At 46.7% G+C, this 24,959-nt stretch carries 23 protein-coding genes and 1 pseudogene; 5 read left to right on the top strand and 19 right to left on the bottom strand.

What is annotated here, in order from left to right; genetic code table 11:
* From BM082_RS01885 to BM082_RS01865, 5 genes and pseudogenes are all read right to left on the bottom strand, one after another.
* Window positions 1-1,358, bottom strand: a pseudogene (locus tag BM082_RS01885) (ATP-binding protein).
* Window positions 1,355-2,770: an SLC13 family permease gene (locus BM082_RS01880; RefSeq protein WP_017017364.1), complete on the bottom strand. Its 1,416-nt coding sequence runs from the start codon at window positions 2,768-2,770 to the stop codon at window positions 1,355-1,357. The pseudogene BM082_RS01885 and the gene BM082_RS01880 overlap by 4 nt, the downstream one beginning before the upstream one ends.
* Before the next feature lie 169 nt (window positions 2,771-2,939).
* Window positions 2,940-4,406, bottom strand: a complete 1,467-nt coding sequence (locus BM082_RS01875; protein ID WP_017010157.1) for an MATE family efflux transporter — start codon at window positions 4,404-4,406, stop codon at window positions 2,940-2,942.
* 225 nt (window positions 4,407-4,631) lie between these two features.
* A complete protein-coding gene (locus tag BM082_RS01870) occupies window positions 4,632-5,048 on the bottom strand; it encodes a CBS domain-containing protein (protein WP_017010158.1) in 417 nt (138 codons plus the stop codon).
* Window positions 5,049-5,277: 229 nt separating this feature from the next.
* Window positions 5,278-6,594 carry a DUF945 family protein gene (locus BM082_RS01865; RefSeq protein WP_074925033.1) on the bottom strand — a complete coding sequence of 439 codons (1,317 nt, stop codon included), beginning with the start codon at window positions 6,592-6,594 and terminating at the stop codon, window positions 5,278-5,280.
* Window positions 6,595-6,784: 190 nt separating this feature from the next.
* Between BM082_RS01865 and BM082_RS01860 the strand changes: the two genes are divergently transcribed.
* The 3 genes from BM082_RS01860 (at window position 6,785) to BM082_RS01850 (ending at window position 9,973) form a co-directional block, all read left to right on the top strand.
* Window positions 6,785-8,740, top strand: coding sequence for an ATP-binding protein (locus BM082_RS01860; RefSeq protein ID WP_074925031.1), 1,956 nt, complete (start codon window positions 6,785-6,787; stop codon window positions 8,738-8,740).
* Complete coding sequence (locus BM082_RS01855) at window positions 8,737-9,237, top strand: response regulator (RefSeq protein ID WP_074925029.1); 501 nt, start codon at window positions 8,737-8,739, stop codon at window positions 9,235-9,237. Before BM082_RS01860 ends, BM082_RS01855 begins: the two co-directional genes overlap by 4 nt.
* A 178-nt stretch (window positions 9,238-9,415) precedes the next feature.
* Window positions 9,416-9,973, top strand: a complete 558-nt coding sequence (locus BM082_RS01850; protein WP_017010162.1) for a porin family protein — start codon at window positions 9,416-9,418, stop codon at window positions 9,971-9,973.
* A gap of 91 nt (window positions 9,974-10,064) precedes the next feature.
* Here the strand turns inward: BM082_RS01850 and BM082_RS01845 are convergent, their stop codons facing one another.
* The 4 genes from BM082_RS01845 to BM082_RS01830 form a co-directional block, all read right to left on the bottom strand.
* Complete coding sequence (locus BM082_RS01845; protein ID WP_017010163.1) at window positions 10,065-10,436, bottom strand: hypothetical protein; 372 nt, start codon at window positions 10,434-10,436, stop codon at window positions 10,065-10,067.
* A 46-nt stretch (window positions 10,437-10,482) separates the two neighbouring features.
* Window positions 10,483-10,935 (bottom strand): TetR/AcrR family transcriptional regulator, encoded by a 453-nt coding sequence (locus BM082_RS01840; RefSeq protein ID WP_017013863.1) that lies wholly within the window; start codon window positions 10,933-10,935, stop codon window positions 10,483-10,485.
* Window positions 10,936-11,049: 114 nt separating this feature from the next.
* Complete coding sequence (dsdC, locus tag BM082_RS01835) at window positions 11,050-11,970, bottom strand: DNA-binding transcriptional regulator DsdC (protein WP_074925027.1); 921 nt, start codon at window positions 11,968-11,970, stop codon at window positions 11,050-11,052.
* Between the two features lie 175 nt (window positions 11,971-12,145).
* A complete protein-coding gene (locus BM082_RS01830) occupies window positions 12,146-12,730 on the bottom strand; it encodes a TfoX/Sxy family DNA transformation protein (protein ID WP_017010166.1) in 585 nt (194 codons plus the stop codon).
* A 449-nt stretch (window positions 12,731-13,179) separates the two neighbouring features.
* On the opposite strand from BM082_RS01830, the gene BM082_RS01825 reads away from it, so the two are divergent.
* Entirely contained in the window at window positions 13,180-14,100 is a 921-nt protein-coding gene (locus tag BM082_RS01825) for an HDOD domain-containing protein (protein ID WP_017010167.1), read from the top strand.
* Between the two features lie 131 nt (window positions 14,101-14,231).
* Window positions 14,232-15,131, top strand: coding sequence for a LysO family transporter (locus tag BM082_RS01820; protein ID WP_074925026.1), 900 nt, complete (start codon window positions 14,232-14,234; stop codon window positions 15,129-15,131).
* A 112-nt stretch (window positions 15,132-15,243) separates the two neighbouring features.
* Here BM082_RS01820 and ptsG read toward each other — a convergent pair whose 3' ends face one another.
* From ptsG to fabD, 10 genes are all read right to left on the bottom strand, one after another.
* A complete protein-coding gene (gene ptsG / locus BM082_RS01815) occupies window positions 15,244-16,674 on the bottom strand; it encodes a PTS glucose transporter subunit IIBC (RefSeq protein ID WP_017010169.1) in 1,431 nt (476 codons plus the stop codon).
* A gap of 532 nt (window positions 16,675-17,206) precedes the next feature.
* Window positions 17,207-17,983 (bottom strand): TatD family hydrolase, encoded by a 777-nt coding sequence (locus BM082_RS01810; protein ID WP_074925024.1) that lies wholly within the window; start codon window positions 17,981-17,983, stop codon window positions 17,207-17,209.
* Between the two features lie 44 nt (window positions 17,984-18,027).
* Window positions 18,028-18,990, bottom strand: coding sequence for a DNA polymerase III subunit delta' (gene holB / locus BM082_RS01805; protein ID WP_017010171.1), 963 nt, complete (start codon window positions 18,988-18,990; stop codon window positions 18,028-18,030).
* Window positions 18,980-19,612: a dTMP kinase gene (gene tmk, locus BM082_RS01800; protein ID WP_017010172.1), complete on the bottom strand. Its 633-nt coding sequence runs from the start codon at window positions 19,610-19,612 to the stop codon at window positions 18,980-18,982. The genes holB and tmk overlap by 11 nt, the downstream gene beginning before the upstream one ends.
* Window positions 19,609-20,622, bottom strand: coding sequence for an endolytic transglycosylase MltG (gene mltG / locus BM082_RS01795; RefSeq protein ID WP_074925021.1), 1,014 nt, complete (start codon window positions 20,620-20,622; stop codon window positions 19,609-19,611). The genes tmk and mltG overlap by 4 nt, the downstream gene beginning before the upstream one ends.
* Window positions 20,619-21,428 carry an aminodeoxychorismate lyase gene (gene pabC / locus BM082_RS01790; RefSeq protein WP_017010174.1) on the bottom strand — a complete coding sequence of 270 codons (810 nt, stop codon included), beginning with the start codon at window positions 21,426-21,428 and terminating at the stop codon, window positions 20,619-20,621. Before pabC ends, mltG begins: the two co-directional genes overlap by 4 nt.
* Before the next feature lie 76 nt (window positions 21,429-21,504).
* Window positions 21,505-22,743: a beta-ketoacyl-ACP synthase II gene (fabF, locus tag BM082_RS01785; RefSeq protein ID WP_017010175.1), complete on the bottom strand. Its 1,239-nt coding sequence runs from the start codon at window positions 22,741-22,743 to the stop codon at window positions 21,505-21,507.
* 98 nt (window positions 22,744-22,841) lie between these two features.
* Window positions 22,842-23,078, bottom strand: a complete 237-nt coding sequence (gene acpP, locus BM082_RS01780; RefSeq protein ID WP_007467184.1) for an acyl carrier protein — start codon at window positions 23,076-23,078, stop codon at window positions 22,842-22,844.
* Between the two features lie 157 nt (window positions 23,079-23,235).
* Window positions 23,236-23,970: a 3-oxoacyl-ACP reductase FabG gene (gene fabG, locus BM082_RS01775; protein WP_017010176.1), complete on the bottom strand. Its 735-nt coding sequence runs from the start codon at window positions 23,968-23,970 to the stop codon at window positions 23,236-23,238.
* A gap of 56 nt (window positions 23,971-24,026) precedes the next feature.
* Complete coding sequence (fabD, locus tag BM082_RS01770) at window positions 24,027-24,950, bottom strand: ACP S-malonyltransferase (RefSeq protein ID WP_074925019.1); 924 nt, start codon at window positions 24,948-24,950, stop codon at window positions 24,027-24,029.
* Between the last annotated feature and the right edge of the window lie 9 nt (window positions 24,951-24,959).

Raw genomic sequence — 24,959 nt, 5'->3', positions numbered from 1 at the left:
TTATTCCCCTAGCGGTAATCGGACTCGAAACGTCGTTATGTCCGCGTCACTTTTGACGGCGATAGAGCCGTTATATTCATTAACCAGTCGTTGGACGATTGACAATCCAAGACCCAGGCCAAAAGACAACCCACCTTTACGGGTGGTGAAATTAGGTTGAAAGATTTTGCGGCGTACACTCTCTTCAATAACAGGGCCATTATTGGCAATGGTGACAATCAGCCAGCCCTTAGACGTGAAGGTGTAAATATCAATGTTTGGTGATGGCGTGTCGGCCAATGCTTCAGTGGCATTTTTGATGAGGTTGACCCAAATCTGTGCGAACTCCGTGCTGCTGCCCACCAGCAAAGGAAGGTCACCAAAGGTTTGCGTCACGGTCACGCCGCGAATGGCACCTTGAAGCAAGGAGAGCGATTTTTGCAGCGTGTCATTGATATCAACATGCTCGTTTCGCTCATGGTCTGCGCCGCCCAATTGCTTAACAGAACGCACAATAGAAACGGCGTGTTGGGCAGCAATTTGCAGATCGTGCAGTTCTCTGCCTTGCTCCCAAAAATGCAAGGCATTATCAAGGTCAGCCAACCACACGTTTATGTCCGCATCTTGCGGCAATGCGCGGGCAAGCAGACGCGCTTTATTGCTCGATAAGCCATGCTGCTTCTCGAACGTTCTTCCCCGTGAACGTGCTTCACTGGAAGACACACCCTGCCCTTGAGACAAACCCACATCGAAAAAAGGCTGTGCGTCCGGCTGATACGTGGCAAGCCATGAAGACAGCGTGTCCTGCAAGCGTTGCGCTTTGCTATCAATCACGCCGACCGCATTGTTAAGCTCATGCGCAATGCCTGCGGCCAATTGACCCAAGGTCGTCATCTGCTCAGCACGAAAGAGTTTTGTTGTGACTGCGCATTCGCGACTGCTTTTAGGCTCGCACGCTGTTGGCGTTTTGAAAGTTCACTCACCATCACAGGCATGAACTGCGCACTCAATGAACCATAAGTGTCTTCATTGACGGCTTTCGTTGAAATATCAATCCACGCCAGTTCACAATCCGTCTGCGCAATCACGGTTGTCGAGGCTTTGAAGGTGCCAGAGAAAAAGCTGTGCACCCCAAAGAACATGCCCGCTTCAACTTGAAATACCAGCACGGGATGGCTGCTATCTGTTTCTTGATAGTAGGCCGCCATGCTGCCACTTTTCAGGTAATACAAGCGGTCGTTGTGCCCCGATTGTTCAAGCACAGCAATGCCCGCCAAGACCTGACATTGTCGGTTAGGCGAGCAAAAGTAGTCTCGAATGATCCGAGCCAGCACGGGTTCATGCTCAGAGATTGGGCATTGTGCTGTCGTTGAACTCATAGGAAGTTCACCAACCTCAAGATCCAAATCATCACAAAGCTAAGTGCCACACCACCCACGCCAAGAATGACACCCACTTTCGCCATCTGATTACTGTTCACATGGCCCGTTGCGTGAGCCAAGGCGTTCGGCGGTGTGCTGATTGGTAAAGACATGCCCAACGATGCTGCAAACGTCACCACCAGGATCAGCGTCATCTCGCCGCCCAACGGCGTCAACGAGGTCATTGACACACCGAGCGCTGCCATAATTGGCATCAGCAAGTTAGCGGTAGCGGTATGAGACATAAAGTTTGCCATGAGCAAACACAGCGCTGCTGCACCAACTAGCACGATTTCTGGCGCAAAGTTTTCAAACGGAATGCTGTTAACCAATAATTTCGCAAGTCCGGTTCTGTCCAAGGCCAAGCCCAATGCAAAACCACCTGACACCAACCAAAGCACGTCCCATGAAATCTTTTTAAGATCTTCTTTGTTGATGATGCCCGTCATCGAGAAAACAGCGACGGGAATCAAGGCCACGGTGTAAGAATTCATGCCATGGCTTGAACCCATGAGCCAAAGCCCCACAGTCACCGCGAACGTGACATACACAGTGATGGCCTTCGGTGTTTTTAAGAATTTTCCTTTAATGTCCAGAGACATGTTGGTTTCTGTTGAAGGGAACAACGCACACAGTAACGCCCATGCAAGCACCAGCATTATGGCCACAAACGGCACACCAAATGCCATCCACTCACCAAAGGTGATCATGTTTTCGCCACTCAGGTATTTCAACGCAATCGCATTGGGTGGTGTACCGATTGGGGTGCCAATACCACCAATGTTTGCGGCAACAGGTATAGACAGTGCAAACGCGATCTTGCCTGGGTCATTCGGCTTAAACAGCACCAAAATGGGCGTAAGAATCGCGAGCATCATGGCAGTGGTTGCCGTGTTCGACATGAACATAGAGAAAATGGCAGTGATAAGCATTAAGCCCGCCATGACCCACTGAGGCTTTGCGCCAAAGGGTTTGAGCAACACGCGTGCAAGGTTGATATCTAAACGGTATTTGGTTGCTGCCATTGCAAGGAAAAAGCCACCAAGAAACAGCATAATGATCGGGCTGGCAAAAGTTGCCATGATATCGCTGTAACTCAATAAACCGCCGAACTCTGGCGAGCCTGCATCACGTCTGAACCAAATCAGCCCTTTGTCGGATAAGAAAAGCAGTTCTAAAACAATGACCACGACGGAGGTTGCATAGATAGGAATGGGCTCTAACACCCAGCACAACGCAGCCAACAAAAACAACGCGATGGCACGCTGCTGCATCACTGTCATGGATTCAAAAGGAAAAGCCGAAGCTGGCAGAACTAACACCAACAACGGAATAAGAAGTGGAAGTAGATATTTCGCCTGAATGCGCATAATCGCTTGTAGTCCCTTAAAAGCTAAAACACCCACAGTGAGTGGGCAACGGGGACATTTTGCGCGGAATACGCTCAGGCTTTACTGAATTAGATCAATAAATTGGGTGGATACGTTCACTTTTCAAACGCGGGGTTTCTGCTTTTTCCATGGTAGGGATCCGTCAGCATTAGGCTGACGGTTTACACTTTCCATCTTTGTCTTGTAGCTCTTCACCGTCTTCCGCCATCACTTCACGGCAACTGCTGAATGCGGCCACAGGTACAACTGGCTCAATCGCCACAGTGTCTTCAATTGTTTCATTCTCGTCTGAAAGCTGTTTAATCAAACGGTTTACCAACACATAACCTGCCACGCCAAAGAAGACAGAGCCGAGCGCCTGACCGATCAACACACCTTCTGCACCCGCCAACTCGCCTCCAACATAAACGAAGGGAATAGTACCTAGTGTCGCTTTTCCGACATTCAGTAACGTCGACCACGTTGGACGATTGAGGTTATTAAATGCAGCATTGGAAACAAACAAGATACCATTGAAAATGAAGCTAATGGCGATAAAGGTACAGAACAGATTCACCATAGACGCTGCATTTCCTGACAAGCTAAATGCAGTAGTAATGAAGCTTTGAGAGAAGAAAAGGATCACGGCAATCAGCACGCAATAGGCAGAGACAAATTTTACTGAATCGGACAAGGTTAAGCGAACACGATCAAAGCGCCCTGCCCCAAAATTCTGTCCGAGAATCGGCCCAACAGCCCCTGAAAGAGAAAAGATGAGTGCGAATGACACCGGGAGCAAACGTCCAATCACGGCATAACCAGCCACGTAATCTGCACCAAACTTCGCGATTTGTGCGGTCACGATAGCATTGCCGAATGGCGTTGCAGTGTTTGTCACGATGGCAGGCACCGCAATCTGGGTAATGGCACGAAAGTGCTCGGATAAATCCGTGAGTGACGGCCTCGCGATCAAATCATGCTTGTGATGCACCGCATGATAAGATACACCAAACAGAACAACGCGTGACATAACAGACGCAATCGCCGCACCCTCAATCCCCATCGATAAACCAAAGATAAAGATAGGATCGAGAACGGCATTGGCCGCGCCCCCCGCTAACGTGGCTGACATCGAGCGTTTAGCATCACCCACACCACGCAAGGCAGCACCGCCGCACATACCCATTGCCATTAGCGGGGCACTCGGCAAGATAATAACGAGGTATTCTTTGGCCTTAACAGCGGTTTCCCCCGTTGCACCAATCAACCCTAAAATATCGTCGAGAAAGAAAAGGACCAAGCCAACTGTCACCACACTAACAAGCGCAGCAAATATCATCACGCTCGCCACAATCTTTCTCGCGTCGTCCATTTTTCCTGCACCCAGCGCTCTGCTTACCAGCGCGCCAGTGGCAATTGACGTACCGATTGAAACGGATGTAGAGAAAAAGACGATAGTACCTGCAAAGCCAATCGCAGCAGCAAGCTCTACTTGACCCAACAAGCTGATGAAGAACATGTCGACGAGGTCAACCAGAAACAACGCCATCAACCCCACAGCACCTGAAGTAGACATCACGGTGATGTGGCGCATAATTGATCCATTGACAAACTTTGCTTGTTGCTGGTTAGACATGATGACTTCCGGTCGAATTAACACATTACTGTGCCGTATTTGCTTTTAGCGGCACAAAATTTTTGAGCCGCAGTCTATCAAATTAATGAGAAAACAACGAAGAAAGGAATAGTATGAGTTTTTCGTGATTCCACCGAATGCAGTGTTTTCAGTAGATATAATCAGGATAAGAAAAAGGTGCGTAATGCACCCTTTTTCATTTTGCCGTTATAAACACGAAGGACGTTACACTGGGTGGTGAAAACAATCGTCGATTTGTGTTGCGATGGCTTTAAGAATATCGCGACGAGACATGATGCCGACGAGGCGACCATGTTCAACAACAGGATACACTTTGGGTTTTCCTGGCAGCATTTGCTCTGCCAATCGAATAATGCTGTCGTCAGGCGTCACTGTTTCAACGGCCTTGTGCATACAATCATCAACCGTGTTTGTATCTTGGCAGTAGTACCCAACTTTGAGTAGTTTGTGGATCATATCTTGCTCAGACAAAAAACCGACAACATGATGGTTATCATCGACAACTGGGCCACCTGTTTGATCAGCCTTGAGCATTTTTTCTAATGCAATCGACAGAGTCATGGAGGCCTTAAATGTGACAGGCCTTTTGTTCATGTAATCTTTTACTTTTATCGATTCCATGCATCCCCCTAGTGTTGGACTGAATGTAGAAACAGGGATTAAATCTCTGTCTTACTATTCAGTGTCGACTAAGTTGGCGAAATTACTAGCCCTATTGAGCTTATTTTTACGTTTTGTCACAAAGACTAGAGTGAATTTTCAACATTTGTTTAACTCGGGCGTTTTTCCCACAAAAAAGCCCGCACGAAAGCGTTTCGCGCGGGCTTTTTCTAGTAATCACTCAGTTGCATTACATCATTAGCATCATCAGCAAACCCACTGGGATTTTTTGACCTGTAGGAGACACCAATTGGTCGCCTTCAATTTTTGCATTCAGTTTCACCATGTTTTCACTCTGAGAAACGAATCCATATTGCGCTAGGTTTTCTGCCATGTTTGTTAACTCTGGCAGGCCATTAACATACGCAGCCGGTGCGCTTAGATTCAATTCACCACTGATTTTGCTTGGAAGTGCTTGGAAGTTCTGCGACACGCTAGTAAGACCTGAAGCCACTTGCAGATCCAAGTTCGCATCAATCTGGCCTTCTGGTGTATCAACCTCTAGTGGGTTCAGTTTCGCACTCAGCCCTTTCTCGACCAAGGCATCCAATGCTTTGATCATTTCTTCCATCTCTTCTGGAGAAGGCTCTTCACCCATTGCATCAGCAACCGTTGCTAACGTCGTCATGGCAGTATAATCAAGCGCATCGAAGTTCATGCCCAATTTCAGGTTGTTCAAAGTAAGCTCGTCTTTTACTTCAAACTTCTCCAGTGAGATCAGGTTTTCATTGTTGAAACGCAGATCCTCAGCGTCAGCACTTTTCACGTCGCCACCTGATGCAGAAGACAGGAGGTTTTTCACTTCGATACTCAAGTTAGTCAATGTCGCTGGCAGGCCATCTTGGTTATCAATGTCAAAACGACCAAAGTTAACTTTCTGGCTACCCACCCAAATATCGTCGATTAACTCACCTTGGCCTGAACCCGTCATATTGGTGACTTTCGCATTTTCTCCATATTCAGATTCAAAGCCGAATGAATCCATGTTCATGGTGAAAGAAATCACACCCGCCTTGTCCATTGACCCATCAACAACAAACGGCGTGCTCGTGATTTTCAAGCCCTCTTCATTCGCATCGATTGCAGCCATCGACAGGGTGTAATCCGTTTTACCAGAGATGCCCGTTTCCGAATGGAAGGTAAATGGCGACTCACCGTTCGGCCAAAGCTTGTCTGTCAGCACTTTCAGTTCAGGTGTCATTTCAAGTACTGAATCCGTACTGATGCTAAGGAAGCCATGAGACACTTTGCTGTTCAGCACATAGCTGGTTGGAATGCCATCTAACTCAAGTTGCTCTTTGGCAGAGCCTACCAAAGATACCTTGGTGACAACGTCTGAAGACAAATATCCACGATCATAAGATTCACTAGTAATAACAGCATATGGCGATTGTGATTGTTCAACTTCGCGGTCGTAAATTGACTGGCCCACATGTCCAGATGCGAGAGGCCAAAGGACAACTAAAGCCACGGCACCACCAATGGCTGCGTACTTCCCAAAAATCATGATTGCTCCAACAGAAAAAATTAACGGCCTCAAGTGTAAACCAACAAAGGACTTAACCCCATGGCTTAATAAGGTTTTAATCTGAAGCGTTAATGTTTTCTCACAGTATGTGTCAGTTTGCAGTCTTGTTCTCAGCTTATAGACGAACAAACCTATACACTTATAAAAAATGCAGGTATTTGGTAAGCACATGCACCCATATGTCATTCTTTGTCTTGATGATGACGCAGAGATTTTGGCGCAACTAGAACGAGAGCTCGCCGCTTTTTCCTCCTCCTTCGACATCGTCTGTATTGATAACGTTTCTTCCGCGACTGTCACACTCAGTGAACTGCATCAACAAGGCCGCCAAGTCGCGCTATTCATTTGCGACCACGACCTTGGCGAAGATAACGGCGTTGACCTTCTGATCAATATCGACAATCAACCCGCCTCTGCTGGCGCGCGAACAATCCTGCTCAACGACCAAGCGCAAATTGAAGTGATCATGCAGGCCGTCAATGAAGGGCGACTTAACTACTGCATGACCAAGCCTTGGGAGCCAGATCAGATGATCATGACGGCCCGTAAGGAGTTAACCCACTACGTGCTAAAGCACAATGCCGACGATTTGCTTAAGTTTTGCAATGTCCTCGACCAACGTCGATTACTTGATGCACATATCGAGAATCGTCTCGCCAGCTATCGCCACGGGTTTATCGAGTCTGCCATTCGAACGTCGGATGATGAACTGGCTCAACAGCTTTTCAATGAACTGACTGATTACTTTGATCATAACGACGAAAACCACGCCTTCAGAAGTTACAGCGAAGACCATTTACTGACCCATGAAGGCCAGCCAAACAGCTTCCTCTGGTTTGTTGTAGACGGCGAAGTGGCATTATTGAAACGAGACGAAACCGGCGCTTCTCATGAAGTGGCGAGACTCGGAAAAGGTAGCCTGATTGGTGGCATGTCATTTGTGACGGGCGATGTTTCTTTTTCTACGGGGATAACCCTTCAACCCACCAACGTCATCAAGCTAAACCGCGCCTTGTTTGGCAAGGTGATGCAAGCAAGAAACGACTTGCTGCCATTGTTTACAAGTTATTTGTTACGACACTTTAACCGACGCCTCAAGCGCAGTATCACCACTGAAGTGAAGCTGCAGCAAACGCTAAAATCTCTCGAACTGGCACATAAACAGCTTATCGAAAGAGAAAAAATGGCCATGCTAGGGCAGTTGGTTGCGGGTGTTGCCCATGAACTCAATAACCCCGTTTCTGCGATTCTAAGAAACAGCGATACGCTGAAAGACAGTATTGGTGAACTCATCAATACCGAGCTTAATGACACAGCCAAAGAACAAGCCAACCAAATCATGGCTGAGGCACTGCTTTCTCGTCCCATGTCGACCGCCGATGCACGCCAAAGAGCAAAAGCCATCGAGCCTATGATTGGCGATAGAACACTCGCAAGGAAAGCGGTAAACATGGGGTTTGATAATCCGACAGACATTCGAACGTGGATGAACACCTTGGATACAGGATTTGAAAAAACACTCATGCAGTGGGACATGTTCTATCAAGCGGGTAGCTTATTGCGCTCCACCAGTGTTTGCGCACAACGCATTGCAGACATGGTGAAAAGCTTAAAAACCTATGCCCGACAAGATGATGAAACCATGCGAGATGTCGATCTTCATGAGGGCATAGAAGACACCTTAGTGATGTTTGAAAATCAGCTTAAAAGACTCAAAGTGGTGAGAGATTATGGCGACCTGAGAGACGTTCGATGTATGCCTATCGCCCTTCAGCAAGTTTGGACGAACCTGGTTTCCAATGCGCTTGATGCCGTTGATTCTGATGGCGAAATTCATGTGACAACGCGAGAAACCGTTTACCAGAGTCGAAAAGCGGTGAAAGTCACCGTTCGCGACAACGGCTCGGGCATTCCTGAAACCATCAAAAATAAAATCTTTGAATTGAACTACACCACAAAACGGGAAGGACACTTCGGGCTTGGCATCGGATTGTCGGTTTGCCGACAGATTGTTGAGCATCACGGAGGGAAAATAGAAGTGGCATCGTCATCTGGCGAATTCACCGCGATGACAGTGACCCTACCCTATACCCCACTGTTTGCGGCTTCTAAGGAGGAAAAATGAGTAAATATCTTATCCTGTGCGTGGACGATGAAAGAGATGTCCTCGATAGCGTGACCCATGACTTAGCGTCACTGGAAGAGCACTTTATTATAGAAGCTGCAGAATCTGTTGCCGAAGCACGTGAAGTGCTTGCTGAAGCAAATGCCAATGGCAACAAACTCGCGCTCATCCTTTGTGACCACATCATGCCTGAAGATTTAGGGGTCGATTTTCTCATTGAGCTAAATGGGAAAGGCGATTGTGCCAACGCAAGAAAAATCCTTCTGACTGGCCAAGCAGGGTTAGAAGACACTGTTCAGGCCGTGAACCACAACAGCTTGGATTACTTCATTGCAAAGCCATGGGAAGGCGAAAACCTCAAGCACATTGTTGTCGAACAACTGACGACCTACATGATCAAACATGACAGTAATTTGATGCAATGGGTGAGCATTCTGGACGCAGAACGTGTGATGAAAGCCATCAGCGATAACCGTTTAAGCTTTTCGGATTGTTAATCGAAAACGCGAAATTCAGAACGGCCTCACGAAATCCGCCCGTTCTTGTCCACATTTTCACTATGTTTTGCCTAATATTTACCAATCAGCGCCTTATTTAAGGCGCTATGCTGTTGTTTCGCAAAAGCGACTTCTATTAAAATAGCGTCACAAATTTAAAATCATCACGAGACCTTCCATGCGCAAAACTAAGATTGCTGGTATTTTGCTAGCCGCTGCCTCTTCTGCTGCCTTTTCTGCTGCAAGTATGGCTAACGAGGGTACCATGAGTAACTTCAGCTATGACTACTTCGAAGCTCGCGTGGGGATTAGCCCTGTGACTTACGGCGCTGGTTTTAGCACCTCGATTCACCCAAATGCCCATATCCGTTTTGAAGCTGATACTGAATTTGACAGCGATTTCGACACCACAGCTGCAATTGGCTTCCACGCACCTATCAACAACTGGGCAGATGTTTACGGCGAATTGGGCTTACGCACAATGAAAGCACGTGACCGTTTCAAGGGTGACACTGAATTCGGCGTCGAAGTGAACTTGGGTGTTCGTCAGTGGTTAGGCCCGCAACTTGAAGTGGGTGGTGAACTTGGTCACCTGTCTATCGACGACGAAGATGAAGTATTTGGTTCTGTTTTTGGCCGTTTCCACGCGACTGAGCTTTTTGCAATCGGTGCACAACTTCGATTCAATGAAGCATATGGCGACCAGGTTATCCTGAGCACACGCTTTAAGTTCTAATGTCTTACAAAAAAAGGTCTCTACATGTAGAGACCTTTTTTATATGTTCTGATTGGGCATGTTTTGATTGATAACGGCTTATTGTTCTTACCTATTTACAATCAACCACGGCGAAGCCACTAGCAACCTCGCCCGTTTTCAGAGAATCAATGCTGGTATACCCCAATTCTCCAGCCAACGCTTCTTCTCTCGCACCAATATCATGGATAACAATGTCGCCGGTTTTCGCACCACAAACGCTCGCAAACATCACTTCCGTTAGTACACCGCATTGTGAAGACTTCACTGTCACGCCATAAGAAGACAAGGTATTGGCACTGTCGTGCACACTCATTCCAGAGGTTTCACATTGCACAGCATTTTTACTCTTATAAACCGTCACGGTTTCAGCGGGTTTAATGGCACACGCTGAAAGCAGAAAAATGGACGTTACTGCCAGTAATGCGAAGCGAGGCTGAATCATTGTCTATCCCTTTAGTTTCGTTAGATGAATACCCAATCGACCTCAATCAGTCAACGAGGTCAACGTCCAGTAATTTAACAACCGACAATCCCATGAGTGTAATCGTGGTTTCTCGCCCAAGCAGTGATGACATTTTTTCCAACCCTTTCGCGGCTTTTCGCTTACCCATGTCTTCTGCATGAACAGCGCCGACAAGGTAACGAATACAATTGGAAAATTTAGGGTCATCAAACGCATTGAGCCACGATGTAACAACAGCCTCAGGCGAAGAAGTATCTAGCTTATCGAACACATATGAAAACACTTGTCCTTGAAATGCTTCACCCATCGCTTCTTTACTCGGTACGATGCGTTGAATACCACTTCGGCTTAACCCTGTAAGCTTGGCAATACTGCCGTAGGTCACAGCCTCCCATCCATGTTCCATGAAAATATCGATGATGGTTTGATGCACCAATGCCTCGGTTTGCAGCGCACCTTCTTTCGTATTCTTGGCCATTTAGTTAACGTATTTTCGATTTAGCATACTTCGTATCTTATAAGCTTGGACAAAAAGAATACAGCGGATTTTTCGATGTAGTTATCATTTAGGTCAGTAACTTGACGCTCAAGGTCAGAATTCTCCATTTGCTGGAATCTGTTCAAACAGCCATTGTTTGAACGCCATAATCTTTGCATTGCCTTGCTGTTCTTCTCGATAAACCAAGTAGAAGCTATATGGTGACTTCACCGATAAATCGATTGGCGCGACTAATCGCCCAAAATGGAGATGCTCTTGGATGTATGCCATGCGCCCAATGGCAACCCCCATCCCTGACGATGCAGCCTCTAACGCCAAATCCGCTCGGTCAAAACTGTGATTGGTGCCATTAAGCTCAACCCCGTTTGCGTTCGCCCAATACAACCATTCATCACTCAAACTGGCACTCGCCCAAGGAGCAGCATCATGCAACAGCTGACATTCGGCGAGCTTGTGAGGGTTGCCATATAAATCGTGCCTTTCTGCATATGAAGGACTACATACGGGAAGAATGGCATCGTCTAATAGGTGATGGCTGCAAAGACCCGTGTAACGTCCATGACCAAAGTAAATGGCGCAATCAAAGGCTTCGGCTTTAAAATCCACCAAATCATTACGCGTTCTGAGGTGTAGCGTTACATCAGGAAACGCTTCTGCGAACTGATGAAGGCGAGGAACTAGCCAGCGTTGAGCGAAAGTCGGGGGCGCAGAGATGATGAAATCCCCAACAGGTTTTGCGTGGTTCAGCTCCAACAACTTCAAGCTAATGGCGGAAAATTGCTCTGTCACCACCAATTTAAGTTGCTCACCTTCATTGGTGAGCGACAAATGGCGAGGACGGCGAACAAACAAGGCTACATCTAACCTTTGTTCTAGTTTCTTAATACGGTGACTGACAGCACTTTGGGTGAGGTGTAATTGCTCAGCGGCACGCGTAAAACTCATGGTTTCAGCCACAATGGAAAAGCAATGTAACCCTGCAAGTAAGGAAGAAGAGAGTTGAGGCAATTTCATACGAAGTCACTGTTTTATTTTTCATTTCGTTACAAAGACTGTACCAATATCCCCCCGAACCGTACATGCCTAAATACCCAATACACCGAAGGTGATCATCTCTTCAACAGGCTACAACGTAAAACGCAGCGACAAAAAAAGCCGCACTGGGCGGCTATTTTCTTGGGAACGGTATTTAGACTGCGCGAAGCAATTGCTGCTTGGTTTCTTCACTGAGCAAGGTCCAATGAACACCCGTTTGCGCACCAGCAAACATCCAAAGCAATTTTATATCGACATCATAGCCGTGAGATTCTTGAACCTTGCGGAACAATTCTTCTGGGCTCATTGAAAAGAAAATATCGACATTTTCTACGCCAGCTTTTTTAAGCATTCGCTCAATAGTCAAACGCAAATTGGGTAAATCGCGAAGACGCTTGTTTAATTTTGAATCGCGGTATTCTTTTTCCGCCACTGAATTCTCGACGGACTTTTTTACCATTGCATCTAAGCCGTCATCCTCCTGCTCATAAAGCTCGGTGATGTCGTAGTAATTAACAATGGCGGTAGAACTTTTCTTTACATGGACGAATTTTTTGCACGCTTTCGCAATAAGTTTATCTGTAAGCTCTGCCCCACCTCGTAGATAGATACGATCTTCTTTCACGAGTGCAAACATTGCTCCACTCACAAAGAAACCAGTACCACCAAACATGGAGCGTTTTTCTGTCTCACCAAACTGAGACAAGTATTCGACAAAGCCACTTTTCACTTCCAGCATTGGTGCCTCCTTTCTCCCCAAAAAGCCAATTCCCCGGCTAAAAACCCAGTAAATTCTCAACGCAAATTAATGATGACCCATTAAGGCATAGAAAACCATGCACTAGATCACTCAACACCGCACGTTGTACCAAAAACGCAACATCCGTCACGTTTATGGTGTGTAATATTTATGTTTACCACATGTTAAATGGCCACAGGCACTCGCAACTTATTGTCGTGTATTACATACATTACGCGTAATAAACGTTAATTTAGTTCAGATTTCTCACCCCAATTCATCGCTAACTTGCTTTTATCTAATTAATATTATTATCAGTTTTCGCCATGACAAAGATACTAGACAGCACGCATTAAAAATTGTTACTGCTTCAAATAAAATGCGCTACATGTTTCATTTAGAACGCATCAGGATTACTATTCATTGGATGTTTTTTCGAGTCTAAAAAGATGGATCACCTTTCTTTATTTTGGGTTAACCCTAGCCGTGACAAACACTTAAAAGCGATTGAGACTGATTTTTTCCAGCGCGTTTACCGCTCTTTGAAAGATGGGACACTCGAGTTACCTCCGATCCCTGACGTCGTCCTCAAATTGCAGCGTGTTTGCTACGTACAAACCAGTACAGTGAAAGATGTTTCGACACTTCTGCTGGATGATGCGACGCTGACGGCGGCGGTGATCCGTGCTGCAAACTCTGCCATTTTTAGTCCAAGAACGAACCGTCCTTGCCATGACATCAATATGGCGGTATCCCGATTAGGGATACAACGTGTGCTAGGCATTGCTACTGCGCACGCCATCCAAACATTGAAAACATCCTCCCCATTTAGCGAAGAGTGCAATGCACTGTTGAAAAAGAGTGCGACATCGTCACGTGAGTTTGCATCGACAATGGCACTGCTCTGCCAGAAAGTGAAAAAATACGATGACACGCAGTGTGAGCTTGAAGTCGAGAAAGCCTTACTGATTGGATTACTCGCTGACATTGGAATTTACAGTGCTGTGAACGCATTCCAACACTACACCGATGAAGGAAATTATTTAGATTTTGATATCGCGAGCCATGTTTTTTACTCCGTCAGTAAAGAAGCAAGCAGATTCATTCTAAAGAGTTGGGGTTTCGACTTGGATTTTATCGAGGTATCAACAAACCGCCGCATCCGACGAGAAGTCGACGACGTGACGTACCTTAACCTTGCAACCATGGCGAACCATTTGCTCTTGTTTAGGGCCAATGACGACGCCATTGATGACCATGATGTAGAAATCACCCTAGCCGGCGCAGAAGCACTGTATGAACTGTCGAATCTGAATGATGCGGATTTCAGGCTTCAACTCAATGGCATTATCAATAACTGTGGATTTTAATCCTCGGCGTTAGCCTCACCTTTCTTGCCGATGACTTTCTCGTATAAGCGTCGGCGCACAGATTGACCTTATTTGATCTCCACTGATACTCTCAGCGTGATTTCTCTTTTTTATCAATAAGGTCTTTCTGAATGCTACCTGGCATGCTGTATATATTTTTGCCACTTATCGTAGGCTACTTGATCAAAGTTAACAGCGATAAGTTGCTCGATATCATCAATCGCTCAACCTCGCGCCTTGTCTTTGTCATCTTAGGGTTAATGGGATTAAGCTTGGCGGGCCTTGACGATCTCAGTACCAACCTCAATCAAATTCTGCTTCTCGCATCGACCTTCTTTCTGTGTATTGGTGTAGCAAACCTTCTTGCCCTTCCTTTTTTAGACATGCTGCTATCCACGAAAACAGAACAACACAAACGTGATGTTCCTCTTTCAGCCATGTTAATGGAATCTGTGAAACTGGTATTTGTCGTAGGCGGTGGATTGATATTGGGGCTATTGCTTCCAATCCCTTTGGATTGGGTTGACCCTGCCAGTGAAGGAATTTTGCTTATTCTGTTGTTTTTGATTGGTATACAGTTAAGAAACAGCGGCATGACGTTGAAACAAATTATTCTGAACAAGAAAGGATTGAGTGTAGCGGCTGTCATTATTGTGACATCGTTGGGGGGTGGGCTCATCGCAGCGTGGTTGCTGTCGCTCCCCTACAATTATGGCCTCGCGATGGCGTCAGGATTCGGTTGGTATTCTTTGGCGGGTATATTGATGGGTGATGCATTGGGGCCTGTTTATGGCGGTGCATCTTTTCTATTAGAGCTTGCAAGAGAACTGGTTGCCATTGTTCTTATTCCGCTATTAATCAGCCGCTACCCACTCACGGCTATCGGTTATGGTGGTGCAACCTCCATGGATTTCACCCTCCCAATCATTCAAACAACAGGTGGCGTTAAGTGTGTGCCGATTGCCATTGTAAGTGGCTTTATCCTCAGCTTACTCGTCCCTATTCTAATGATGTTCTTTGTCGCGCTATGAGCCATCGCCACGTCATTTGATACATATTCAGACAATAAAAAAGGAGAGCCTAGGCTCTCCTTTTTCGATCTCAATAGCTAGGGGGTAACTATTGATGTCATTCGTATGGATATTAGTTGTTACGAATCCACTCATCCATGTCTGACTTCAAGTTGTCAGACTTGGTACCAAAGATAGCTTGAACACCACCGCCCGCAACAACAACACCTGCTGCGCCTAGTTTCTTCAGTCTATTTTGGTCAACGCTATCAACACTGTTCACTGAAACACGTAAACGAGTGATACATGCGTCTAGGTTAGTGATGTTGTCTTTGCCGCCGAATGCCATAACCAGTTCTTTCGCCATTTCAGACTCACCACCAGTAACAGCCACTGCTTCGTCTTCATCTTCACGACCAGGTGTTTTCAGGTCTAGTTTCACGATAGCAACACGGAATACTACATAGTAGAACACTGCGTACATGATACCCAGAAGTGGGAACAACCACATTTTCTGAGAGTTAGCAGACAGAACCACGAAGTCAATCAGACCGTGGGAGAACGATGTACCGTGAACCATACCTAGCATGTTAGTCAGTACGAATGCAGTACCCGCTAGAACAGCGTGAATAACGTACAGTACTGGTGCTACGAATAGGAATGCGAACTCAATTGGTTCGGTAATACCGGTTAGGAATGACGTCAATGCCGCCGAAACCATGATACCACCCACTTTCGCGCGGTTTTCTGGTTTCGCAGTGTGCCACATTGCAATAGCAGCAGCAGGAAGACCGAACATTTTGAACATGTAACCGCCAGCTAGCTGACCGAAGCCGTTACCCGCAGCACGTGATGCTGCATCTGCTTCCAAGTAACAAGTCAGAACACCGGTACGTGCTTCGCCTGCAGCGTTTACACAGCTACCCGCTTCGAAGAAGAATGGTACGTTCCAAACGTGGTGCAGACCAAACGGGATAAGTGAACGCTCTACGATGCCGTAGATACCAAACGCCGCAACTGGGTTTTGGTTTGCAGCCCAGTGAGAGAAGGTTGCAATCGCACCGCCAACTGGTGGCCAAATAACAGCAAGTACAAGGCCAAGACCAATTGCACAGAAACCTGTCATGATAGGAACGAAGCGCTTACCTGCAAAGAAGCCTAGGTAGTCAGGAAGTTGAATACGGAAGAAGCGGTTAAACGCCCATGCCGCAACACCACCAACGAGGATGCCACCAAGAACACCAGTGTCGATTTTATCAACACCCATGACTTGTGCCATCACACCCAAAGTTGCAGCCATGATGCCGTAACCAACGATTGCAGCAAGACCTGCAACACCATCATTGTTCGTAAAGCCTAGCGCAACACCTACTGCGAACAGCAGCGGCATTTGACCGAATACTGAACCACCAGCATTTTCCATAACGCCTGAAACAACGCTTGGAAGCCAACTGAAGTCTGCCGCACCAACGCCTAATAAGATACCTGCTACCGGCAATACCGATACTGGCAGCATAAGCGCCTTACCGACTTTTTGCAGGTTAGCAAACAGGTTTTTAAACATAACTATGCTCCTGAGAATAATTTTAGTTGTACGTTGAACTCAGAAACATGTGAGTTCAGGACAACCTGCTAATCAATGTATTTCGATGTGTAATATAGGGCTGCAGCTCGGATGGCTCTACGTAACACGATGAGTTTGTTCAGAAACTAAATATAGATCACATAGGAAAGATACCGAATAGCACTTTTGATACTCACTAAGTGACTGTATTTTATAACTTAAAATCAGAATCACCGCTCTCTACACGAATTTCACACACTCATAATGCCTAGAGCCTTAACGTTATTTCATGTAACGAATTAAGTGTGTTTAACATGTTTAAGTATCATTGCAGTACAGGATAAGAATTTTTAACTTTCACTATAATTTTCAGATAGATAAAAGAGATAACAACAAAAATTGAAACCAAATAGGTCTTTACTGTTACAAACTCGATTTATCTTTGTGACATGCCAAGTGTTACGAAAATCGCGAGGGGAAAAGACGAAAAAGGCTGCAAAAGCAGCCCTTAAAAAGTCTTGAACGATGAGGTTCAGCGAGTCGCTGTCGAGAAAAGCTTAAAAAAGTTTTCCGTTGTCGTTGCTGCTACTTCTTCGGCAGACACGCCTTTCAGCAAGCCAACATATTCCGCCACTTCACGAACGTAAGCAGGCTGATTTTGCTTACCACGAAACGGGATAGGTGCAAGATACGGTGAATCCGTTTCTACCAACAGTTTTTCCAAAGGCAATCGACGGACGACATCTTTTAGCTCAGACGCTTTGTTAAACGTCACAATGCCTGAAATAGAAATGTAGAACCCTAGCTCAATCGCGGCTTCTGCCATCTCAAAACTTTCAGTGAAGCAATGCAGCACGCCCCCAACCTTTTGAGCGTTCTCTTCACGCAGAATGCGGAGCGTGTCTTCTCGCGCCATGCGCGTGTGGATGATGAGAGGTTTATTTAGCTCAACAGCAATACGCACGTGCTGACGGAAAACGTCTTGCTGTTTTTCAGCAAGCTCGGGTTGGTAATGGTAATCCAGCCCCGTTTCGCCAATCGCGACAACACGATCATCCGCGGCCAAAGTGCGCAGTTGATCGAAGTCGAAACCTTCTTCAATGTCGAGAGGGTGAACACCACAAGATGCAAACACATTCGGGTATGGACGAATCAAATCCATCATGGTCGGAAAGCTGCGCAGGGTTACACCAACAGAGAGCAGGTAATCCACACCACGATCTTTCGCTTTCTCTATGACCTCTGCAACATCAGTATGCAGATCGTCGTAATCTAATTTATCAAGGTGGCAATGTGAATCGACTAGCACGTTGTTAACTCCGGTATTCTTGTAAAGCGATGCATTGTAGGTGCTTACTGAAAGTCACTCAACCAGCGACTGACCATTAGTTCATTGTTTAAGCCTGTGCTTCTCACCAAATCGCTCTTTAGCTTATTCAGTGCTGTTAGTTGGCGCATAACGACAGACGCGGAGACGGCACGTCCAATTTTTTCAACTAACGGAAGAGATTCGCAGTGAACAAGCCCCTCTTGGGTCCCCTGTTGCAATTTCATCACGTCCAACAATAGAAAACTTAACCACTGTAAGCCATCGTTGCCAGATTTGATCAGTTTCTCCGTGAGCGTGAAAAGGCCTTGTTTCGTTGTTACATAGCCAGAAAATGCATCAAGCAACCCTTCATGCGCGCCTAAGCTACCCGACTCTACAAATGCTTTCGCTGCAAGCGGCGCACCACGGTTAATGCGGATCACTTGAAGTGGCACCGAATCAAACAGCTCGGCTTCAACCCACCGCTTTACAACGCTTTCCTGCGGCAGTTTAGGCTTCCACTTGTTACATCGGCTTACCACCGTCGGCAACATGGTGTCCATGGACGCTGCAAGAAGAATAAAATGGCAGTTCGAAGGCGGTTCTTCTAACGTTTTTAACACCGCATTCGCCGCCGCTTCGCCCATGCGATCTGCATCTTGAATCAGAATAACCCGTTGACCACCCAGTTGTGATGTTTCCCAAGCGTACTGATTCACTTTACGCACTGCATCGACACCGATTTGTTTACCTTCAGCTTCAGGCTTGAGTAGGTGGAAATCTGGGTGCGTGTCTGCATCAAACAACTTACAACTATGGCAAACACCACAAGGTTCAGCGACGCCATTTTTGCAAAGAATGGTTTTTGCCAGCATGGCAGTTAGCGCAATACGCCCGCTCCCTTTTGGGGAGGCCAACAAGACAGCGTGGTGAAGCCTATCTTGACCGAGAAGCTTTTGCCAATGTTGCCACGTGTCGTGTTGCCAAGGGTATACGTTAACCTGCATGGTTCAGCCATTGTTCTAATGCTGATTGAATATCGCGTGCAACGTCTTCAATCGATTGTGATGCATCAATAATGGCAACATGCTCTTCTGCTGCCGCCAATTCCAAATAGCGTTCACGCGTGCGTTGGAAAAACTCGAGTTTCATTTGTTCAATACGATCCAACTCACCACGCGCACGGGCACGAGATAAGCCAAGCTCAGGGTCAATATCCATGTAGATCGTGAAATCAGGACGAAAATCACCCAACACAGTATTACGCAAGCTTTGCATCAATGCCTTATCAAAACCACGTCCACCACCTTGGTATGCCTGTGAAGACATGTCATGGCGATCACCGACCACAACCGCGCCACGATTAAGCGCTGGCTTGATCACGTTATCAACCAACTGGATGCGTGCTGCGTAAAGTAAAAGCAGCTCTGCCATGTCCGTCAAAGGCTCATCAGGATGGCCTTCTTTTACCAATGCACGCATTTGCTCCGCCAACGGTGTACCACCAGGCTCGCGGGTTGTTTCAATGTCGCTGATACCATGCGTTTTCAGTGTTTCTAACACCTTATTGATAGCAGTGGTTTTGCCCGCGCCTTCAAGGCCTTCAACTACGATAAATTTTCCGTTCATTGGCTTCTTAATACTTTTAGATACTGTCGGACTGCACGGTTATGTTCCGCGAGCGTTTTCGAAAATTTGTGGCCACCGTAACCGCTGGCAACGAAATAGAAATAAGGTGTACTGTCAGGGTTCGCGGCAGCAATGATCGAAGCTTTACCTGGCATCGCAATTGGCGTTGGCGGTAAACCTGAAATCACATACGTGTTATATGGCGTTGGCGTGCGTAAGTCTTTCTTACGGATGTTGCCATCGTATTTATCACCCATGCCATAAATCACCGTTGGGTCAGTTTGCAAACGCATACGCTTGTTCAAGCGATTTACAAATACTGACGCCACTTTACCGCGCTCTTCATCCACCGCGGTTTCTTTTTCAATGATGGAGGCGAGCGTTAACAAGTCATACGCGGATTTTACGGGTAGCTTCTCAGCACGTGATGCCCACGCCAAATCCAACGCATTTTGAAGTTGCTTGGAAGCACGGACAAGAAGAGAGAGATCGCTCTCCCCTGCTACAAAATGATAGGTTTCTGGCAACAACAACCCTTCGACTTTCTCTGACGATAAACCGAGCTTCTTGGCAATAGCCGCTTCACTCAAATTTTCAGTGTCATGTTTCAAGTAGTCAGTTTGATTAAGGATTTCGCGCCATTCTTTGAAGGTACTTCCTTCAACGAAGGTGATCGCAAACTGATGTTCTTTACCTGTTCGAAACACGGCAAACACATCTGCAAGTGTCATTGACGGGTCAATTTCATAAGTCCCCGCTTTCAAGCGAGTGAGCTCTGGGTGCGTTTTTGCCGCAAATCGTGACCATTCAGACGGTGAAATCACACCGTCGTCAATCAAAGTACGGGTAACGGAATGATAATTCGCGCCATCCGGTACCGTCACGAGGACTTTTTCTTGAGTGTCTATTGGCGCACTCACGTACGATTCAATTTCCCCATATGCCCAGTACGCGCCGCCAGCAGCAGCCAATACGAGGCACAGAAATACAAGGGCCAGTTTTTTAATCACGCATTTAACCTCAATGTTATTGCTCTACAAGCATCAAATGCGCTGTAGTTTGTTGTTTCTACGCATCTAACAGGCATCACACCCATTACTGCATTTGTTATAAAGACTTCTTCGGCTCTAAATAAAGCGTCAGGGGAAGAGAGAACTTCCTGAACATCAAAACCGAGTGCTTTCGCCGCTGCGATAACCTGAGTTCGCATCGTACCAGCCACACCTGCACGTTGAAGATCTGGGGTATAAATCATCTTGCCGATACGCCAGAATAAATTCGACGCAGAGGTTTCGACAAGGTTCCCGCTCATGTCGCACGCAACCCCATCGTCCATGCCGCTGCTGTCCACTTCACGCTTGAGCATAACCTGCTCTAAACGATTTAAATGCTTAATGCCTGCGAGCGGAGATATGCCGAGTGGTTGTTCAAGCAGTACCATCGCAATGCCTTTCTCCCGCCACGCCTCATAGTGTGCTGGATAGGCATGCGTTGAGACAATGACATTGGGCGCATTGCAGCCTTCAGGGCTGTAACCTCGCCCGCCCGCACCTCGCGTAATGATCACTTTCAGAACCGCTTTGTCTGTGCTTTCGGTAGATTTAGCCGCATCTTGTACCCAAGAAGCAACTGAAGGCCAATCAATATCGGTGATCCCAAGTCGGGATGCGTTGTCACGCAAACGTGCTTCGTGCAATGGCCACGCTGCAACTACACCCCTTTCAAGAAGAAGGGTGGAAAAACAGCCGTCACCGTACTGTAAACCGCGATCAGAGATTGAAATGTCATCACTAGCCAATCCATTGAGCAAAATCATTCCGGGGTTCCTGAATTACAAATAAAAAAACGGCTCGATACACTGTATCGAGCCGCCTTAGTTTATCAAAAAATTCTTAGATTTTTTTGAAAATCAACGAACCATTTGTGCCGCCGAAGCCGAAAGAGTTACACAGAGCGTAGTCCGTCTTCACTTGACGAGCTTCATGTGGAACATAATCAAGGTCACAACCTTCATCGAGGTTGTCCAAGTTAATCGTTGGCGGTACAGCCTGCTCAACCAAAGACATGATGGTGAAGATAGATTCCGCAGAACCTGCAGCACCTAGAAGGTGACCTGTCATTGATTTGGTTGAAGACACCATGGTGTTGTCTGCAGCAGCGCCCATAGCCAAACGAATACCCTTCGTTTCAGCAACATCACCCGCAGGTGTAGACGTACCGTGTGCGTTTACGTAACCAATATCTTCTGGCGTGATGCCTGCATCGCGGATAGCCGCTTTCATTGCAAGTGCACCACCAGAGCCGTCTGCGCTTGGTGACGTCATGTGATAGGCATCACCACTCATACCGAAGCCAACAAGCTCACAGTAAATCTTGGCACCACGTGCTTTTGCTTGTTCGTATTCTTCAAGCACGATGACGCCTGCGCCATCACCTAGAACAAAACCATCACGGTCTTTATCCCAAGGACGTGAGGCCGCTTGTGGATCGTCATTACGGGTAGACAGGGCTTTTGCAGCAGCAAAGCCACCAATACCTAATTCGGTAGATGCTTTTTCTGCGCCACCTGCAACCATCGCATCTGCATCACCATATGCAATCATGCGTGCCGCGTGACCGATGTTGTGCAGACCTGTGGTACAAGCCGTTGAAATCGCGATGTTAGGACCGCGAAGACCGTAATTAATGGATACGTGACCGGCGATCATATTTACAATGGTCGACGGTACAAAAAATGGACTGATTTTGCGTGGGCCTTTTTCGACATACGCGCGGTGGTTAGCTTCAATCAAGCCAAGTCCACCAATACCCGAACCAATGGCTACACCGACACGCTCAGCGTTTTCTTCGGTGATCTCCAAGCCAGAATCTTCAAGTGCTTGCACACTTGCTGCGATCCCGTACTGGATGAATAAATCCATTTTACGAGCATCTTTCTTAGAGATGTAATCTTCACAATTAAAATCATTTACTAGACCAGCAAATTTGGTTGCAAAGCCTGTTGTATCGAAATGATCAATTGTTTGAATACCGCTTTGGCCAGCGAGCAATGCTTTCCAAGATGACTCAACAGTGTTACCTACAGGCGATAACATCCCCATGCCAGTGACAACAACACGACGCTTAGACACGATGATATTCTCCGGAGAAAGGTGATTCTTTAAAATTGTGAGGTGCTAGAAAAAACTCAGGCGGCCAAATTGACCGCCTGGAAGAATTTTTTTTCTGATTACTCAGACGCGCCAACAACGTAGTCGATAGCAGCTTGAACAGTAGTAATCTTTTCAGCTTCTTCGTCTGGAATCTCGGTATCGAATTCTTCTTCCAGAGCCATAACAAGCTCAACTGTGTCTAGAGAATCTGCACCCAGATCGTCAACGAAAGATGCTTCGTTTTTAACTTCAGCTTCGTCTACGCCTAGTTGCTCAACGATGATTTTTTTAACGCGTTCTTCGATGTTGCTCATATTAATACTATTCCTTACAAGATTCGCAGATGCGATATGTGCAGTAGTTTATTCAATAACGTGGAAGTTGCAACACCCTTAATGCTGGTCAAACCACGATTTGCTCGATAAACAGTCGGAGTTTGACCTGTATCATTTAGTGTTGCAACTTTTGTGCTCAAATCATGTACATGCCGCCATTGACGTGCAGTGTCTCACCCGTGATATAGGCTGCATCTGTTGACGCTAAAAACGCTACAGTCGCCGCAATTTCACGTGGATCGCCTAAACGTCCAGCAGGTACTTGAGCCAAGGTTGCTGCACGCTGATCATCGTTCAGCGCTTTTGTCATGTCGGTTTCAATGAAACCTGGAGCGACAGTATTTACGGTAATGCCGCGCGATGCAACTTCACGTGCCATAGATTTGGTGAAGCCCACAACTCCAGCTTTCGCTGCCGCATAATTCGCCTGACCGGCGTTGCCCATTGTACCAACAACCGAACCGACATTAATAATACGTCCGTTACGTTTTTTCATCATCGCGCGCAATACCGCTTTAGACATGCGGAAAATAGACGTCAAGTTGGTGTCCATGATGTCTTGCCACTCATCTTCCTTCATACGCATCAGAAGGTTATCACGAGTAATGCCTGCATTGTTAACAAGAATATCGATATCACCGAACTCTTCTTTAATCGCTTTCAGTACGCCTTCAATCGACTCAGAAGATGTTACGTTAAGTGCATAGCCCTTACCGTTCTCGCCCAAGTAATCGCTGATTGACGCAGCACCGCTTTCAGAGGTAGCTGTACCAACAACTGTTGCACCGCGCTCTACAAGAATTTCAGCGATTGCTCGTCCAATACCACGACTCGCACCCGTAACAAGCGCAATTTTACCGTTCAGGTCCATTCTTATTCGTTCCTTAATTGCAGCAGCCAGCTGTTACTGGCTGCAGTTTCCAGAAATTACTTCGCCGCTTCCAAAGAAGCAGGATCATTAACCGCAGCAGCGTTCAATTTACGATCGATACGCTTAGCAAGACCCGTCAATACTTTACCAGGGCCCATTTCTAGCAGCAGCTCAACGCCTTCACCAGCCATTTTCTCAACGCTTTCAGTCCAACGAACGGGACCGTAAAGTTGACGAACAAGAGCAGATTTAATCGCAGAAGGATCAGTTTCAGCAGCAACGTCAGCGTTGTTAACAACTGGGATTGACGGTTCAGAGAATTCAATGCTATCAAGCGCAACAGCTAATTTATCTGCCGCTGGTTTCATCAGTGCACAGTGAGACGGCACAGATACAGGTAAAGGCAATGCGCGTTTCGCGCCCGCTTCTTTACACAGAACGTTTGCACGCTCTACCGCTTCTTTATTACCTGCAATGACAACTTGACCTGGTGAATTGAAGTTTACAGGGGAAACCACTTGTCCCTGTGCAGCTTCTTCACACGCTTTAGCAATGGCGTCATTTTCAAGACCAATGATGGCAGACATAGCACCCACGCCTGCAGGTACCGCTTCTTGCATCAGCTGACCACGCAGTTCAACCAATTTAACGGCTTCTTTGAAGTCGATAACACCTGCACAAACCAGCGCAGAATACTCACCCAAGCTATGACCAGCCAATACGGTTGGTTGTGCTCCACCCTCTTGTTGCCATACACGCCAAATCGCAACAGAAGCTGCCAGCAATGCAGGTTGAGTGCGGTGAGTTTGGTTTAGGCCAGTGTCAGGGCCGTTTTGAACCAGTGCCCAAAGGTCATAACCCAAAACGTCAGATGCTTCAGCAAATGTTTGTTTTACTACATCAAATTGTTCAGCCAGTTCAGCCAACATGCCCACAGTTTGTGAACCTTGGCCTGGAAAAACCACAGCAAAGTTAGACATAGAAATTTT

Source organism: Enterovibrio norvegicus DSM 15893 (genome assembly GCF_900115495.1).
Classification (GTDB): Bacteria; Pseudomonadota; Gammaproteobacteria; order Enterobacterales; family Vibrionaceae; genus Enterovibrio; species Enterovibrio norvegicus.
Note: the sequence above shows the minus strand (reverse complement) of the source record. Positions and strands in the feature narration are given on the sequence as shown.